Source organism: Bacillus sp. EB106-04-04-XG123, from assembly GCF_058791855.1.
Genome location: NZ_JBYTDZ010000003.1, coordinates 42,042 through 59,026, shown reverse-complemented (window position 1 = coordinate 59,026; position 16,985 = coordinate 42,042). Strand labels below are relative to the sequence as shown.

The following is a 16,985-nucleotide window of genomic DNA, read 5'->3' as shown; positions in this document are numbered from 1 at the left end:
TCATTAGTCTTGGAGATTAATCCATACACTTTTAACTTCTGTATAGTTGTTAAGGGCATATGACCCCATTTCTCTGCCAAGACCTGATTGCTTATATCCTCCAAACGGGGAGGCGGCATCAAAGACATTATAGCAGTTGACCCAAATTGTTCCTGCTTCAAGACGTGCAGCAATATCGTGGGCATGCTTTAAGTTTTCTGTCCAAAGTCCTGCTGCTAATCCATATTCAGACTGGTTGGCCCGTTCGACCACTTCATCAATGGAATCGTAAGGAATTGCAGATAAAACAGGTCCGAAGATTTCTTCTTTGGCAATGGTCATTTCATCTTCTACATCTTTAAAAATAGTAGGGGAGACGAAATAGCCAGCCTCATAAGGGCAATCGCCACCGACAACGGCTGTTGCCCCTTCGGATTTACCTTTTTCAATATAGCCTAATACGCGTTCGTGCTGTTCTTTACTTACAAGAGGTCCAATTTGTGTATCTTGATGAAGACCAGCGCCTTGCTTGAGGGATCCTGCATATTTGGCCATTTGATCGACCACTTCATCATATTGGCTCCGGTGAACAAAGACTCTGGAGCCCGCGCAGCATACTTGGCCTTGGTTAAACATGACGCCATTTAAAGCACCTGGAATGGCTTTCTTTAAATCGGCATCAGGTAAAATAATATTCGGTGATTTTCCGCCAAGCTCTAATGTGACCCTTTTAATAGTTTTAGCCGCTTTCTCCATAATTAATTTTCCAACGCTTGTTGACCCTGTGAAGGCAAGCTTGTTCACATCAGGATGTTCAGTTAAGGCATTTCCGGCTGTTTCGCCAAATCCAGGAACGATGTTAATGACGCCTTCTGGGAAGCCGGCTTTGTCCACTAATTCTGCTAAATAAAGAGCAGAGAGTGGAGTTTGTTCGGCTGGCTTTAAAACGATGGTGCATCCTGTTGCAAGTGCGGCACCCATTTTCCACATGGCCATGAGCAGCGGGAAGTTCCATGGGATGATTTGTCCTACAACGCCAACCGGCTCATGGCGGGTATAATTAAAATATCCTTGACTGACAGGAATGGTTTGTCCATTCATTTTTGTCGTCCAGCCCGCATAATAGCGCATGTGCTCAATAGCGAGGGGAATATCTGCATTTGTTGTTTCATTGATTGGTTTTCCATTATCTAAAGTTTCAAGCTGTGCAAGCTCTTCTTGATTTTCTTCCATTAAATCAGCAAGCTTGAACATGAGGCGGGCGCGTTCAGCGGCAGACATTGAGCGCCAAGGACCATGAAAGGCTTTTTTTGCAGCTTTTACTGCCTCATCAATATCTTTTTCACCTGCTTCATATACATCAATAAGGGTTTCGCCTGTGGCTGGGTTAGGAGTAGCAAAGGTTTTATTATCGTGACTTGTGACAAACTGACCGTTAATGTAGAGTTTTTTCGTCCCTTGGAGAAAAGATTCGAGTTTTGAACTAATTTGAAGTGTTGTAGAGCTCATAAATAAACAAACCTCCTTAAAGATATGGATTGTTTTCTGCGAGTTCTAGGTGAGAAAAGCGGACATGCAACGAAACAGTATACGCACAAAAATGTAAACGTATACAATTATCATATTACACGACATGTTTGAAAGCAATCCATAACACTCATTGCATTTCGCGAAAATTTGGCTACAATAAATGTATAGATGAAAAAAGGAGTTTTTAAATCATGATCCATCAAAACTGGCAAACAGCTCAAACGTTAAAACAAGTAAAATGTGTACATACAAATGCGAAAAAATATATGGTCGACCGGGCATTAACGGTTGGAAGCACATATGAAGTGAAAAATGAAACAGAGGAATTCCTGTTTGTCGTTGATAATACGGGTAAAGTAGGCGGGTATTACAAGGAGTATTTCGAAGATATTTCGGCTGAATGATTTTGAGGGTCATCACTCATACTAAGAAAAACAGTAAAGGGTGATGATGATGAAAAAGCAGCAAAATGACGAGCAGCAAAATCAAAATGCATGGCATGAACACGAAGATGCTGATATGGCGATTACGCTTGAACAGATTTCCGATGTGTATGCCGAGGGAACGATTGATACACCAAAAGACGAATAGGTATTTAAAAACAGTGATTTGGCATAATCACTGTTTTTTTATTGGAATGATTCAGCATTTTTTCTCGAAAAGAACTGAAACTTTTTTCCTGCTTCAACAGTCTAAATAAATAGAGGAAAGAGCATCGGATCAAAAAGAAAAAGTTAAATGAAATTTAATCTATTCGTAATGGAATAACGATCATTTATAGCGTATTCTATAAGTGAGAATAAAACGTACCCACAGAGCCGTGTGGCCGTTTTGTCATAAAGGAATTTGATGCAGGAAGAGGGGGTTTACGTGGGTATTTTTTCTGTCAGTAAACAAAATGATAAGAAATTCGAATCCTTATTGATTGAAGGGGAAAGAATTGAGGCTGTTTACAGACTGCGTCACGACCAAATTTGCTTTACAAATAAACGACTGATCTTTGGCGATAACCGCGTATTTTCTAAGAAGAAAGTCAGGGTCTCCTTGCCGTATCGATCAATTGAAAGTTTTGCCATTCAAGAAGCTGGCGTGTTTGATCAGGACACAGGTATGCTGCTTGTCACAAGCTCAAAAGTATTTGAACTCGACTTTTCCAAAGAGACTGATTTGAGTGATGTGCAAGCCATTTTGACAAAACATCTTTGCTGATCAATCTTGCGATTACATAGATCATATGCACTTTTCTCATTCTTCGTTCTTATTTTCATAGATCGCACATTTCTGAGCCTTTCCCATCTGATGGGAAGGGCTTTTTTCTGCTTAAGTGTTTGAATGATAGCAAAAAAGGTTAAAGATGAAACAGATACAGAAAGGAGAATGAACAATGAAGGTGTTAGTTGCAGGAGCAAATGGACATACAGGTAGACTTGTCGTTCGTTATTTAAAAGAAAAAGGACATGAGCCGCTTGCTCTCATTCGAGATGAAAAACAAGCTGATGCGCTAAAAGAACTTGGTGCAGCACCTGTCATCGGTGATCTTGAAAAAGATGTGACAGATGCTGTGAAACAAGCAGACGCTGTCATCTTTGCAGCTGGTTCAGGCTCAAAAACAGGTGCGGATAAGACCATTGCGGTCGATCAAGAAGGGGCAAAACGCCTCGTTGATACAGCGAAAAAAGAAAACATCCAGCATTTTGTTATGCTCAGTTCCTATAATGCCGATGACCCGAACCAGGGAAAAGGGCAAGGAAGTATGGAAACTTATTATGAAGCGAAAAGAAAAGCTGATGAACACTTAAAACAGTCTGGTCTTTCCTATACGATTGTCCGTCCGGGCGCCCTGCTGCATGAGGAGAAGACAGGAAAGATTAAAGCTGCCGAACATATTCCAGATGATCAGAACATCGAGATTTCAAGAGAGGACGTAGCCATTGTTCTTGTGGAGAGCTTAACAGAATCGAATGTGAAAAATAAGTCCTTTGACTTGATTAAAGGCGATAAACCAATCGAAGAAGCACTTCGCCATCTGTAAGAGAAAAAAGCCGCTGCCAAATAGGCGGCGGCTTTTTTGATGTTTTCTTTTCCCTTCCAGCGGGAAGGTAATGAGAAAGGAGTGATTGACCGTGGGCTTAACGAAAGAACAACAAGCTGATTTATACGAAAGATTGATTCAACTAAAAGAAGATGTGAAGGGATCAAAAAAGAAAGAAGAATCGATGCTCGTTGAATCGAGTGAGATATCAAATGGTGTTGGGAATCATATCGCTGATCATGGGAGCATCTATTTAGACCGCATGACAGAACAAACGCTGGATCAAGTCGATGATCAACTTGAAGGTGAAATCGATGCAGCACTGAAACGAATGGAAGACGGAACATATGGGATTTGTGAGAAAACAGGAAAAGAGATCCCATATGAGCGTTTAAAAGCAGTTCCATATACACGTTATTCAATTGATGCAAAGAAAAATGAGGAAACGACTCAAGATCCAAACGAGTTTGACCGTTCATTCTCCGATCAAATGCGTGATTTAACGAATAGAGAAACAATGGATCAAATGCATTCAGATACGTATGAAAGACTCGAGGAAGAGCAGGATGTTGATGTGGAGGAAGAAAAATAGCAATATATGAGAAGGTTAAATTTTTTCAGAATAATGTTTCCATATGTACTCGTGGACAAAAATCTTGTATAAATGAGTATTTCAAAGAAAAAAGATCTCTTGAAATTTAATTAACTTTCGTGTAGTATAGTTTAAAGGCTGCGATGCGCGTAATGTTAATTAAGTTTTAACCTTTAAGCTGTAATAGGGAGTTTTATATTGAAGCCGGAATGTCATGCCTCCTAGAGAGGAAGACAGGAACGTTTCTGCAAACACCCACTTTGAGGAGTGGTGGTTTAAAACTTTCTTACTTAGATTACGGCATCCGCAGCTTTTCCTAGGATGATTCAAGCCATTTTCCATTTCGGAAAATGGCTTTTTATTTTGTGAAAAAACGAAATTGCACAGACCGCCGGATGAAGAAGGAATGTATGTTAAAATAGACAAAACAAAAGACGGAGAGGGAATTGGATGTTAGAACAAGCAGAAGCACTCCTGAAACAATACTTTGGCTTTGACACCTTTAGGCAGGGACAGAAACAAGCCATTGAATCGATTGTAAACAAACAGAAGGATACCGTCTGTATTATGCCGACAGGCGGAGGGAAATCGGTTTGTTACCAGATTCCTGCCCTGATGATGGAAGGAACAACGATCGTTGTATCCCCGCTAATTTCTTTAATGAAAGATCAAGTCGATGCGCTAAATGAGATGGGCATACGATCTTCCTTTTTAAACAGCACACTTTCTGCAGCTGAAATGAATAAAAGGCTGAAAAAATGTGCAGATGGGGAATATCAGCTGCTTTATATCACACCTGAACGTTTACAAAATGAACGTTTTTTTCAGCTCCTTGATCGGTTAACGATCCCTTTAATCGCAATTGATGAAGCGCACTGTATATCTGAGTGGGGGCATGATTTTAGGCCAAGCTATCGCTTTATTCAAGAATGCTTAGATAAATTGACAAAAAGGCCAGTGATAGTCGCGCTAACGGCTACAGCCACGAAAAAGGTCCACCGAGATATATGTGAACAGCTTGGCATGAACGAAGAAGAAACCATCTTTACTGGGTTTGCTAGAGAGAATTTGTCTTTTCAGGTGGTCAAAGGAGAAAATAGTGACCGCTTTATCACACATTATATGAAGAAAAACAAGCTTGAGTCCGGCATTATCTATACAGCTACAAGAAAAGAAGCTGAAAACATATACAATCGGCTAAAGAAACAAAAGATCAAAGCTGGCATTTATCATGGCGGGTTAGATGACGATGTGAGAGAAGAGCAGCAAAACCTGTTTTTAAATGATGACATCCAGGTCATGGTCGCTACATCTGCATTTGGCATGGGAATTAATAAGTCAAATGTTCGTTTTGTCATTCATCATCAAATTCCAAGGGATATTGAGAGCTACTATCAAGAAGCTGGGCGCGCAGGCAGAGACGGTCTTGAAAGTGAATGTATTTTACTGTTTTCGCCGCAGGGCGTACGAATGCAGCGCTTCCTCATTGAACAGTCAACAGAAGATGAAGTGCGCTATCAGCATGAACTGCTTAAACTAAGACAAATGGTGGATTACTGTCATACTGAGCAATGTTTGCAGCAATTTGTAATGGACTACTTTGATCAATCAACAAGTACTCCTTGCCAAAAATGCAGCAATTGCCTTGATGAAAGAGAGCGTGAAGAGGTCACTCGAGAAGCGCAAATGGTTTTATCGTGTACGGTTAGAATGAACGAGCGATTTGGAAAAATGATGATTGCTCAAGTACTGGCAGGCTCTAAAAATAAAAAAGTGCTTGATCTTGGTTTCGACCGTCTTCCTACATACGCTTTAATGAAGCAGCAATCAGCCCAGCAAATCAGTGATTTCATCGAATTCCTAATTACAGAAGAGTATTTGCACATGTCTGAAGGGGCTTACCCAACATTAAAAGTGACACATAAAGGGAAGAAAGTGTTAGTCGGACAAGAGGCTGTGTATAAAAAGCAGGCAGTTAAAAGAGAGGCGATTCAAGAAAACGATGCATTATTTGAGCAGCTGAGAGCGGTGAGAATGAAGCTGGCGAGAGAGCAGGGCGTTCCGCCATTTGTTGTATTTTCTGATCAAACATTGAAGGAAATGTCAGCTGTTCAACCTAAAACAGAAGAAGAACTTCTCCATATTAAGGGAATAGGCGCTCAAAAAAGAGAGAAATACGGGGATGTTTTTCTAGAAGAAATCCGTTTATTTATAGAAAAAGAGAAAAATAAAGAGGTTGAAGAAGAAAAATAAATTTTTTTCGCTGCGTTTGGACACGTTTTCAACAGGAGGTTTCTGATCCTTTCAAAACCTTGATATGGCGGGTAATTGAGCTGTTTTGTGGTCTGATTTACCAATGGAGAGAGATGTTTCATGTAAAGGAACTGTAATCTAAAACATATCGTTTTGTTATTGAATTGACATTTACATATGTTACGATAGCACTCGTTAGCCGCCATAAAAAGCTAACAAGGGAGGATTTACTTTATGAAGAAGACTATTATGTCCTTGGTTGCTGTTGCAGCAATCTCAACAACAGCATTTGGAGCACAGCAAGCTTCTGCAAAGGAAATCACTGTGAAGAAAGGTGATACACTTTGGGGAATCTCTCAAAAAAATGATGTGTCTCTAAAGGACCTAAAGGGTTGGAACAATTTATCTACAGACATGATTTATGTAGGTGATAAATTGACAATCTCTTCAAAAGAGAAAACTCAGGAGCAGTATAAAGTCCAGAAGGGGGACAGCCTCTGGAAAATCGCTCAAAAATTCAATGTGTCAATTAGCGATATTAAGTCTTGGAATAACTTAAACTCAGATATAATTGTGACTGGTTCAACACTAAGTGTTGCTGGTCAAAGCTCAGCTCCGGTAAGCTCAGAGCCTGTACAAAAACAGGAGCCTGTCCAAAAAGAGCAAACAACACAAAAAGCTGCTCCTAAAAAGGAAACAGCTAAAGCAGAATCATCTTCTGCTAGTCAAAGTGTACAAAAAGAATTGACTGTAACGGCTACGGCTTATACAGCAAATGATGGTGGCATCTCAGGTATCACTGCAACAGGGGTAAACTTAAACAAAAACCCAAATGCAAAAGTCATTGCAGTAGATCCTAATGTCATTCCATTAGGAAGTAAGGTTTATGTTGAAGGCTACGGTGAAGCTACCGCAGCAGATACTGGCGGCGCAATTAAAGGTAACAAAATTGATGTACATGTACCAAGCAAATCCCAAGCAAAAAATTGGGGCGTAAAATCAGTCAAAGTGAAAGTACTTAACTAGTAATCTATTGTTTTTTGGAAGAAAGCATCAGGTGGCGGCCTGATGCTTTTATTGTACCCTTTTTTTGGTCAAAAAAACACATATTTTTCAGAAAAATTTGCATTTTCGACAAAAACCAGCGTATATTCTATCACACACGCTGGTTTTTTGGCGTTAGCTGTCCACCCAATAAATTTCCCCGCTTTGTTCTTCCCAATTAATTTGGACATCAAATTGGTGCTTTTCATAAAAGTGAATCAAGCGGTCCACGTGATTCCAATCTCTTTTGACGAGGTCACCTGTGATGACTGGAATGTTCTGCTCTCTTGCGATTTCTTTTAAATGCTTCATGCAGATTGAGCCGTATCCATTATCGGGAGGGCCTTTAATATCAGCAATATGAATCTTTCCTTCTTCAGGATATTCCGCGATTAAGGAAAAATCAGATTGTCCGCGAAAAGCTTTTTCACAATCGCTGAGCATGATTTTGCATGTATCAGCACTTTCAATGGCAGAGACAATCATCCATTCATCTTCTTTCGCCTGATCAATGCCAATGATCTTTGCTTTTTTCGAAATATCTTTCATATTTTCTTGCATTCGATACATTTGGAACTGCAATTGCTGTAATTCTTGCTCTAACGTCTTCACATCTTTGGTTGTTTCCTGTAAGATTGACAAGTCCATTACTCCTTTCATATAAGAAATCATAAAAACCACATAAATTCCAATTCTAAAGGAAGTGGATGGATCTTTCAAGCCGTTAGAACGCCAGTAATCGGCAAGTTTGTCTAAAATTCGACGAAGACAGCGAATTCATTGACTTTATAGAGAAAGTTAAATAACATACTCTTAGTCGGAACTAATAAAGAGAGGTTTTCAAACATGAACGAACAGAATCAAAAACCGAAAAATTTCACCGGCATTGTTGTCATTTTAACAATTGCCATAAACGGATTAATCGCTTTATTATTTTTAATGCCAAAAACAGATAAATTTAGTCATCTGGACATTACATTTCTTCCTTTATTGAATGCCGTGATGAACAGCTTTACGTTTATCTTCTTACTTTCAGCACTCATTATGATTAAACAAAAGAACATTAAAGCACATAGACGATTTATCTTTGCTGCATTTTCAACGACACTTGTCTTTTTAATTTCCTATGTGACATATCATTCAATGGCAGCTGATACACACTTCGGAGGAGAAGGGATCATTCGTCCAATTTACTTCTTTATTTTGATTACACATATTGTGCTTTCAGCAATTATTGTACCGCTTGCATTGATTACACTATTTAGAGGCGCACAGATGCAGGTTGAGCGTCACCGTAAAATTGCCCGCTGGACGATGCCGCTTTGGCTCTATGTTAGTCTCACTGGCGTCATTGTCTATATCATGATTTCTCCATACTACAGCTAACGTATGTCCAACTGGACATACGTTCTTTTATTTACAAGATGAAGTGCTTTGGATAGAATGGAAATTGGATATCCGACTTGCACGGTATCTTCCCATCTATAGATTCACATCATTTCTGGCCGTTTGCTCGTTTGGAGATCAACAATTGGACGAAACGGGGGTTATATGATGACTGAACAATTGCAGTATAAACCGGGGCTTGAAGACATTGTGGCAAGCGAAACGTCCATATCATATTTAGATGTGGAGCAAGAGGAAATTGTGATTCGCGGGTACGACCTCATTGAGCTAGCACAAAACAAGACATATTTAGAAACAGCCTATCTGCTTATTTATGGAAGATTACCAGATACGATGGAATATCACCAATTTCAGCAAGATATATCCTCACAAACGAACTTACATCCAACCATTCAAACCATTTTAACGAAGCTGCCAAAAACCACTCACCCTATGGATGCGATGAGAACGTGCTTATCTGCTCTTGCGGGGTACGATGATGCACTACATGATCGATCAGAAGCGTGCCAAGTGAAGCGTGCAGTTCGATTACTAGGCCAGCTGCCGGCCATTGTTGCTGGAAGCTATCATATTCTCACAAAAGACGCCGCTATTTCTCCAGATCAGACCAAATCCTACACTGAAAACTTTTTATCCATGCTAACTGGACGCACCCCGACCGAAGACGAAATCACCGCTTTTGACCAAACACTTACATTATATAGTGAACATGAGCTGCCGAATTCAACGTTTGCGGCTAGAGTCATTGCATCCACGCATTCTGACATGTATGGTGCTTTTACTGGAGCGATCTCTTCATTAAAAGGTGACCTCCACGGAGGAGCAAATGAAGCTGTCATGCACATGCTTCTTGAAGGAAAAACAACGGAAGGATTTCTTGCGCTCATTGAACGAAAATTAGCCGCAAAAGAAAAAATGATGGGCTTTGGCCACAGAGTATACATGAGAAAAATGGATCCGCGCGCCGCTCTTTTAAAACGTTCATTGAAAACGCTTACCGAATCGAAGGGAGATACAACGCTATATGACATGTGTGTAGCAGGAGAGGCATACATGAAAGAGCAGAAAAACCTCTATCCGAATCTTGATTATTACGCCGCTCCTATTTATTACGTGCTTGGAATTCCTATTTCACTTTATACACCCATTTTCTTTGCTGCAAGGGCTAGTGGATTAGCCGCTCATGTTATTGAACAGCATTTGCATAATCGCATTTTTAGACCGAGAGTCCGGTATTTAGGGCCAAGAGGATTAAAGGTTTCAAATGATGATGGAAAAACGGGGGAATGAATATGAACAAAACAGCAGTCGCCAATCAAACAGATCAGCTATTAGAAGAAATTGCTGCCTATGCAGTAGACGGAGAAATTACGAGCAAAGAGGCCATTGAAACCGCGCGTTATGTGCTCATAGACACGCTCGGGTGCGGTATGCTGGCACTCAATTTTCCAGAATGTACGAAGCACCTTGGTCCCATCGTACCTGGAACAGTTGTACCTAACGGAGCAAGAGTTCCCGGCACTTCGTTTGTGCTAGATCCTGTTCAAGCGGCTTTTAATATTGGCTGTATGATTCGCTGGTTAGATTATAATGACACATGGCTTGCACAGGAGTGGGGCCATCCGTCAGATAACTTAGGCGGAATATTAGCTGTAAGTGATTATATCAGCAGAACTCGCCTTGCAAACGGAGAAGAGCCGCTAACGATGAATGACGTACTGCATGCAATCGTCAAGGCACATGAAATTCAAGGTGTGCTCGCTTTAGAAAATTGTCTGAATCGAAATGGATTGGACCATGTGCTATTTGTCAAAGTGGCAACAAGTGCAGTTGTATGTGCAATGCTTGGTGGAACAAAGGAAGAAGTCCAGCATGTGTTATCACAAGCGTTTGTTGATAATTCCCCGCTTAGAACATATCGCCACGCCCCAAACACAGGATCTAGGAAATCATGGGCAGCAGGGGATGCAACAAGCCGCGGAGTGAGACTGGCAATGATGACACGAAAAGGGGAAATGGGCTATCAAACGCCGCTTAGTGCAGAGAAGTGGGGCTTTGAAGATGTTCTTATGAAAGGAAAACCACTTACGCTCGCCCAGCCTCTTGGATCATACGTCATAGAAAATGTTCTTTTCAAAATTGCTTATCCTGCTGAATTCCATGCGCAGACTGCTGCAGAGGCGGCTGTGATGTTGCATGACGCTGTAAAAGATCGTTTAGATGAAATTGATCGGGTAGAGATTACGACACATGAGTCAGCAATTCGGATTATTGATAAGAAAGGGCCGCTTTATAATCCGGCAGACCGTGATCATTGCTTGCAGTATATTACAGCCATTGGACTGATTTATGGTGAGCTAACAGCTGACCATTATGAAGAAGAAACGGCGAAAAATCCGGCCATTGATCGTCTGCGTGATCAAATGGTTGTGAAAGAGGATAAGCGTTATACAGAGGATTATTTAGATCCGAAAAAGAGATCAATTGCAAACTGTGTACAAATTTTCTTTAAAGACGGGACGATGACAGACCGAATTGAAATTGAATACCCGCTTGGTCATCGCAGAAGAAGACAGGAAGGCATTCCGCTGCTTGAAAAGAAATGGCTCTATCATTTAAAGACAAGATTTCCACAAAAACAAGTAGATCAAATTGTGTCACTCTGCCAAAATCCAAATCAATTAAAAACAACAACAGTACCAGCATTTATGGACCTATTCGTCATATAAGGGGGAGCTAGCGTGTGGATCGTGAATGAAGAAAGAAGTCAGGCTGATTTAGCCGCAGCCTTTAAAGAACAAATGAACAAATCGGCTTTATTTCAAATTCCAGGCGTTCACGATGGAATGTCTGCGCTCTATGCAAAAAAAATGGGCTTTCAAGGGCTCTATTTATCAGGTGCCGCTTTTTGCGCCAGCAAAGGACTGCCTGATCTCGGCATGATCCATTCAACAGAAATGGCTGAAAAAGCGAAGGAGATAATTCGAGCTTCCCAGCTGCCGCTTTTGGTGGATATGGACACAGGCTATGGCGGTGTTTTAAATGCAGCAAGAGCAGCAAAAGAAATGGTTGAGAGCAAGGTGGCAGCTGTTCAAATTGAAGATCAGCAAATGCCGAAAAAATGCGGGCATTTAAATGGGAAATCACTCGTTCCAGTAGAAGAAATGGTCGCAAAAATCAAAGCCATCAAACAAGCGGCACCAACGCTTTTGGTGATTGCGAGAACCGATGCAAAGTCCGTAAATGGGATGGAGGATGTCATCCGCCGGGCCAATCTTTACGTAGAAGCAGGAGCTGCCGCTATTTTCCCTGAGGCACTCATCACAGCAGAGGACTTCACGCATGCGTCAAACAATATTAAAGGTCCGCTCCTTGCAAATATGACGGAGTTTGGCAAGACGCCTTATTATCATGCAGACGAATTTTCAATGTTTGGCTTTCAAATGGTCATTTACCCTGTGTCATCACTCAGAGTCGCTGCAAAAGCGTATGAGCGTTTATTTACAGAAATCATGGAAAAGGGAACGCAGCAGGGGATACTTGGGGATATGCAAACGAGAAAAGAGCTGTATGAAACGATTCATTATGATGAGTATGAGGAAATGGATCAGCATTTAGCAAAAACGATCCTCCCGGAAATTGGGAAAGAACAGCGATAAAATGAAAAGCACTTCCTTGACGGAAGTGCTTCAGCATGTAGACAAACCCTCGCATTCGGTGTCAGGTCTGCGTGCCGGTGCTCACGAATGTACAATTCGCTCCGCTCCGGTACTCGTCCTTCCTAGAGCTGCAAAGGTTTTCTATCACGCTGAAAAGAAGACAAAGGGCTAAAATCAAGATCATTTTAGCCCTTTGTCAACAATTTGAAACACTTCCTTGACGGAAGTGCTTTTTTTACGATGATGGTGTGGATGATGAAGCCAATTTCATCTTTTCTTCAACTGTTTTCGTTTTTTCTTTTACTTTTTCAGCGTAAGTGAAATCACCGTAGCAATACGGGTAGCGGAAGTTATCTTTGTTGCCTCCGCACGTATAGACCTTGGGGTTTCGTTTCACTTGCTTTTTGGAGTATTGCTTTGCCAATTTCTCGGAATGTTTTCCCCCGTTTTTTGCAACAAAATCAATATAGCCGATTCCCATGTTATAGCTTTGAATAATGGTTTCCAAATCAACGCCTTTTTTCTTCCCATGCTTGTACATAGTCGAAAAATGATGGACTCCTTGTTTAATGCTTTTCTGAGGGTCATTGATTTCATTTCGTTTCAAACCAAGAGATTCAGAGGACTGCATTGGATCTCCGCCTCTGCCTTTTGATTCTTGATACATCATACCGAGGATTAACGCGGTATACTGATCTAAATCTTGATCTCTTAACTCTGTTTCTACAAGCGGTTTGTAATCATCCAATCTCGACAAAACAATTGATTCCGTATCAATCGGCAGCTTTTTTAACTCCTTTTGATTAAAGGAGATGGCAATGGCTGCTAATACGAAAACAAAGAGAAAAATCGTGAAACAGCCTGAAATGGCAAAACATCCTGTTTTTTTCTTTTTCAAGGTCAGTTCACCCCTGTTTTGCCCCGCTTTTAAAAGGGAAGTACAGCCTTTTTATTATGACATATCCTAAGCAGGATACCAAGTGAAAACCTTATAATCAATCATATCCAAACGTAAATTCAGACCTTGTTTTCAGCCTGAAGCAGAAATAAATAAAACCGATCATCAGCCAAATCATGCCAATGATTAATGCATTTGTACTGATGCTCGTTAACAGCCAAATACAAAACGCCGTCCCGCATAGAGGGATCACTGCATATCTCAATGTATTCAGAACACCTCTTTGTTTTTGTCTGACGAAAAAGTACGCAAAAACAGACAAATTCACAAAGGTAAATCCAATTAACGCGCCGAAGCTGATAAAGGAATAAATGACTTCAAGTTCGCCAACGACTGCGGTTAAGGAGAAAGCCCCGATTAATAAAATATTAAAAACAGGGGTTTTTAATCTCGGATGAATATAACCGAAGAATCGCTTCGGTAACGATTGATCTCTTCCCATTGCATATAAAAGCCTTGCTGCACTCGCATGTGACGATAAGGAGGAAGAAATGACAGCGACCATTGTGCCAGCTAAAAAGAACGAGTGGAGAAATGCGCCGCCCACGAATTCTGCAATTTCAAGTGAGGCTGCATCAGGATGTTTAAACTGCTGAAAATTTGGAAACACCTGCTGCAAAAAATAAGACGTCAACGTAAACAGTACGCCTCCAATTGCAACTGTTAAGAAAATGGCAAGCGGAATCGTCTTTTTTGGTTTAATGGTTTCCTCAGACATCGTCGAAATGGCATCAAATCCAAGAAAGGAGAAACATAAAATGGTCGCTCCTGAAAAAATAAGCGCTGGATCTAAGCTCGCTGAATAAAAAGGCCGGGCTGACAATAACTCTCCACTGCCAGCGTTTTGCGAGAGCCCATAAATAACAAACCCAACAAAGGTGACGGCGACAATGACCTGAAACGTCACAAATAGCGCCGTTATGTTGGCTGTAAGCCGAATACCGATTACATTGACAGTCGTTATGGCGATAGCAAGTATGATGATCCAAATGTAATGAGGTACATCAGGAAAGGCTGCGGTTAAATAAGCACTTCCGATCGCAAAATTCACCATAGGCAGAAATAAATAATCCAGTAAAAGTGTCCAGCCTACAAGGAAGCCGACATGAGGGTGAATACTTTTTTGCGCATATGTATAAGCAGATCCTGCTTTTGGAAAAGCCTTCACCATATTCCCATAGCTAAGCGCTGTCAATAGTAATGCCAGCAACGTAAATATATAAGCTGCAGCTACGTGTCCTTTCGTCAGCTGAGCAACAATGCCGTATGAATCAAATACGACAAGTGGATCCATATAAGCAAGCCCGATCACAACAAGTGGAAAGACAGTCAGGCTGCGTTTTAGTCTTGGCTCTTCCGTCAATTTGCCTATCAGCTCCTCTAAAAAAATGAATAAATAATGCTCATTTTAAAAAGAATGCTACCAAGTGTCAATGCTATTTGAATAAATCTTTTTTCTAAAGTGTGCCCGCTTTGCACGCCGCACGTTTTAGTATATGATGATACATAGAATAAGTCGTGATTTGACTAACAAGAAAGGTGAAGCGAAATGAAGGAAGAACTGAATACAAATCAAGAACAGGAACGGATGGAGCTGGATGAAGAAAGTTTATTTCTTGTCTCCCAAACGTTTAAAGCCTTATCTGATCCGACACGTATTCGCATTCTGCACCTGCTGTCTCAAGGTGAATACTCGGTCAATGATATCGCGGAAACGCTGAATCTCATGCAATCAACTGTTTCTCATCAGCTCCGTTTTTTAAAAAACCTTCGTCTCGTGAAATCTAGACGAGCAGGGACATCGATTTTTTACAGCCCTGAAGATCAGCATGTGATGGAAGTACTTGAACAAATGATTCACCATGCGCAGCATGACTAATAAAAACCTTCCTACTCATATAGGAAGGTTTTTACGCATGATGCATATGTGCTGATCGTTTACCTGCTTTCATCATTTGATAAGAAAAAACGACATAGTAAGCAGCTAACAGAAAAAAGCTGAGCATGGTCATGGCATCATCACTCACAATATGCTGATACAGTTCAACGACACCAATCTTTGTGAGCGAATGGTTTGTCAGCTCACCCAGCTTAAAACTAAGTCTAGATAAAAATAAGCATAAAATGAAGCTTTCAATCCATTTACTCGTTTTCACATAAAGACGGCCATTTTCTTCTTTCATCCGGATCGTCTCATAGGCATGAACGGCCAGACTGCTTCCAAAGAGCATACCAATAGCGGCATAGATGAAAATGCTGTGATTTTGCCAGCCTTCTAATAAGAGAATAAGAGCAGTGAGTCCAAATACATACATTCTCATCAAAAGACTGATTGGGCGCACAAGCTGATAGCGTCTCATACGATTCATTCGAAAGATGATGCAGATCAGCATAATGCCTCCAATTATGAATAACTGCCACACGTGATGTGTCATGATGCAACCTCCTCCTGCATGTGCAGGGATGTAAACGAATGCTGGCTGTTCCTTATCTTTACCATTCTTTCTTTTTTTATCAAATCAAAACCTACATTTATGAAAAAGAGGAAAAGGCATGAAAATCGATCGTATTTTATCTATTGTGATGCTGCTTATTAGCAAGAAGCAAGTCCAAGCGAAAGACCTTGCTGAACTTCATGAAGTGAGTGTGAGGACGATTTATCGCGATATTGAGACCATCAATCAAGCCGGGATTCCTGTTGTGACAACACAAGGAGCAGGCGGAGGCATTTCACTTGTTGATGACTATCGTTTAGAGAAAAAATTATTTACCGATGATGACATTGAACTTATTTTAACAGCTCTTGAAAGCATGACGAGTGCATATTCCTTTAAAGAAAGTGAATATGTACTGAAAAAAATCAAATCTCTTATTCCGCGACAAACTCATGAAAGTGAGAAACAGCACCATGTCTTTATTGATTTAAGCTCATGGGGAAAAGACAGCCAGGCAGAGAAGAAGCTTCAGCTGATCCATAGCGCTGCCTCCGCGCATCAATTCATCCAGTTCACTTATCGCAATGCAAAAGGTGAAACACTTCCACGGAAAGTGGAGCCTTATACGCTTGTCTTAAAAGGAAGGCATTGGTATTTGTATGCGTTCTGCTGTGTGAAAAAAGCTTTTCGTCTGTTCAAGCTGACAAGAATGACAGACCTCATCACCATTTCAGCATATTTCAGGCCGAAAAGAATCAAAAATGAAGAGAAGCCTTGGAATGACTCTTGGCATAAAGAACCTTCAGTCACAACACTCACGCTAAGGTTAACGGAAGCATCAGTTGGCAAAGTGAAGGAATGGGTGGATGAGAACGAATTGATCGTCAGTTCAGATGGAACCTATTTGGCAGCATTGACCGTGCCGCAAGATGATTGGCTGCACAGTTTCCTATTCCATTTAGGACCGGACGTCGACATTCTTTCACCTCAGCACATCAAGGAAGCGTTTGATCTCAAATTAAAACAATTTATGAAGAGATTAGAAACTTGACACACAGTTGTCAGGTTTCTTTTTATATGATGGGAGAAAAGGAGA

18 protein-coding genes and 1 other RNA gene are annotated in these 16,985 nt (G+C 40.8%); 14 read left to right on the top strand and 5 right to left on the bottom strand.

All coding sequences use genetic code 11. The annotated features are described in order from the left end of the window. Positions 1-3: 3 nt before the first annotated feature. Positions 4-1,488 (bottom strand): aldehyde dehydrogenase family protein, encoded by a 1,485-nt coding sequence (locus AC3WTB_RS10660; RefSeq protein WP_039179283.1) that lies wholly within the window; start codon positions 1,486-1,488, stop codon positions 4-6. Positions 1,489-1,700: 212 nt separating this feature from the next. Here AC3WTB_RS10660 and AC3WTB_RS10655 point away from each other — a divergent pair, with 212 nt between their 5' ends. The 8 genes from AC3WTB_RS10655 (at position 1,701) to AC3WTB_RS10620 (ending at position 7,412) form a co-directional block, all read left to right on the top strand. Continuing rightward, positions 1,701-1,913, top strand: coding sequence for a DUF6501 family protein (locus AC3WTB_RS10655; protein WP_024422683.1), 213 nt, complete (start codon positions 1,701-1,703; stop codon positions 1,911-1,913). 49 nt (positions 1,914-1,962) lie between these two features. Next, complete coding sequence (locus AC3WTB_RS10650) at positions 1,963-2,100, top strand: YozQ family protein (RefSeq protein WP_080967843.1); 138 nt, start codon at positions 1,963-1,965, stop codon at positions 2,098-2,100. 279 nt (positions 2,101-2,379) lie between these two features. Continuing rightward, positions 2,380-2,718 (top strand): PH domain-containing protein, encoded by a 339-nt coding sequence (locus AC3WTB_RS10645; protein WP_024422682.1) that lies wholly within the window; start codon positions 2,380-2,382, stop codon positions 2,716-2,718. Between the two features lie 175 nt (positions 2,719-2,893). Beyond that, on the top strand, positions 2,894-3,541 hold the full coding sequence (locus tag AC3WTB_RS10640) for an SDR family oxidoreductase (RefSeq protein WP_064497474.1): 648 nt from the start codon (positions 2,894-2,896) through the stop codon (positions 3,539-3,541). A 91-nt stretch (positions 3,542-3,632) separates the two neighbouring features. Continuing rightward, positions 3,633-4,133 (top strand): TraR/DksA family transcriptional regulator, encoded by a 501-nt coding sequence (locus AC3WTB_RS10635; RefSeq protein ID WP_126681689.1) that lies wholly within the window; start codon positions 3,633-3,635, stop codon positions 4,131-4,133. 132 nt (positions 4,134-4,265) lie between these two features. Next, positions 4,266-4,450, top strand: a non-coding RNA gene (ssrS, locus tag AC3WTB_RS10630) — 6S RNA. A gap of 133 nt (positions 4,451-4,583) precedes the next feature. Beyond that, positions 4,584-6,386 (top strand): DNA helicase RecQ, encoded by a 1,803-nt coding sequence (recQ, locus tag AC3WTB_RS10625; RefSeq protein WP_039179275.1) that lies wholly within the window; start codon positions 4,584-4,586, stop codon positions 6,384-6,386. A gap of 234 nt (positions 6,387-6,620) precedes the next feature. Continuing rightward, a complete protein-coding gene (locus AC3WTB_RS10620; RefSeq protein ID WP_039179273.1) occupies positions 6,621-7,412 on the top strand; it encodes a LysM peptidoglycan-binding and 3D domain-containing protein in 792 nt (263 codons plus the stop codon). Between the two features lie 153 nt (positions 7,413-7,565). On the opposite strand, the gene AC3WTB_RS10615 is transcribed toward AC3WTB_RS10620, so the two are convergent. Next, positions 7,566-8,078: a GNAT family protein gene (locus tag AC3WTB_RS10615; protein ID WP_039183160.1), complete on the bottom strand. Its 513-nt coding sequence runs from the start codon at positions 8,076-8,078 to the stop codon at positions 7,566-7,568. A gap of 198 nt (positions 8,079-8,276) precedes the next feature. Between AC3WTB_RS10615 and AC3WTB_RS10610 the strand changes: the two genes are divergently transcribed. The 4 genes from AC3WTB_RS10610 to prpB all read left to right on the top strand — a co-directional run bounded on the left by AC3WTB_RS10610 (position 8,277) and on the right by prpB (position 12,496). Continuing rightward, positions 8,277-8,816, top strand: coding sequence for a DUF420 domain-containing protein (locus AC3WTB_RS10610; RefSeq protein WP_024422676.1), 540 nt, complete (start codon positions 8,277-8,279; stop codon positions 8,814-8,816). A 168-nt stretch (positions 8,817-8,984) separates the two neighbouring features. Further along, positions 8,985-10,127, top strand: a complete 1,143-nt coding sequence (gene mmgD, locus AC3WTB_RS10605; protein ID WP_058837917.1) for a citrate synthase — start codon at positions 8,985-8,987, stop codon at positions 10,125-10,127. A gap of 2 nt (positions 10,128-10,129) precedes the next feature. Further along, a complete protein-coding gene (locus tag AC3WTB_RS10600; protein WP_492333709.1) occupies positions 10,130-11,566 on the top strand; it encodes a bifunctional 2-methylcitrate dehydratase/aconitate hydratase in 1,437 nt (478 codons plus the stop codon). A 12-nt stretch (positions 11,567-11,578) separates the two neighbouring features. Next, positions 11,579-12,496, top strand: coding sequence for a methylisocitrate lyase (prpB, locus tag AC3WTB_RS10595; RefSeq protein WP_492333708.1), 918 nt, complete (start codon positions 11,579-11,581; stop codon positions 12,494-12,496). Between the two features lie 235 nt (positions 12,497-12,731). Here prpB and AC3WTB_RS10590 read toward each other — a convergent pair whose 3' ends face one another. Next, the gene (locus AC3WTB_RS10590) at positions 12,732-13,394 is read right to left on the bottom strand and encodes a lysozyme family protein (protein WP_039179260.1); all 663 of its coding nucleotides are present in this window, start codon (positions 13,392-13,394) and stop codon (positions 12,732-12,734) included. Between the two features lie 97 nt (positions 13,395-13,491). Beyond that, on the bottom strand, positions 13,492-14,817 hold the full coding sequence (locus tag AC3WTB_RS10585; RefSeq protein ID WP_058837914.1) for an APC family permease: 1,326 nt from the start codon (positions 14,815-14,817) through the stop codon (positions 13,492-13,494). A 186-nt stretch (positions 14,818-15,003) separates the two neighbouring features. Here AC3WTB_RS10585 and czrA point away from each other — a divergent pair, with 186 nt between their 5' ends. Next, complete coding sequence (gene czrA, locus AC3WTB_RS10580; RefSeq protein ID WP_024422670.1) at positions 15,004-15,333, top strand: Zn(II)-responsive metalloregulatory transcriptional repressor CzrA; 330 nt, start codon at positions 15,004-15,006, stop codon at positions 15,331-15,333. 31 nt (positions 15,334-15,364) lie between these two features. Here the strand turns inward: czrA and AC3WTB_RS10575 are convergent, their stop codons facing one another. Next, positions 15,365-15,889, bottom strand: a complete 525-nt coding sequence (locus tag AC3WTB_RS10575; RefSeq protein WP_144494310.1) for a CcdC protein domain-containing protein — start codon at positions 15,887-15,889, stop codon at positions 15,365-15,367. A 118-nt stretch (positions 15,890-16,007) separates the two neighbouring features. On the opposite strand from AC3WTB_RS10575, the gene AC3WTB_RS10570 reads away from it, so the two are divergent. Beyond that, positions 16,008-16,940 carry a helix-turn-helix transcriptional regulator gene (locus AC3WTB_RS10570; RefSeq protein ID WP_492333707.1) on the top strand — a complete coding sequence of 311 codons (933 nt, stop codon included), beginning with the start codon at positions 16,008-16,010 and terminating at the stop codon, positions 16,938-16,940. Positions 16,941-16,985 lie beyond the last annotated feature (45 nt).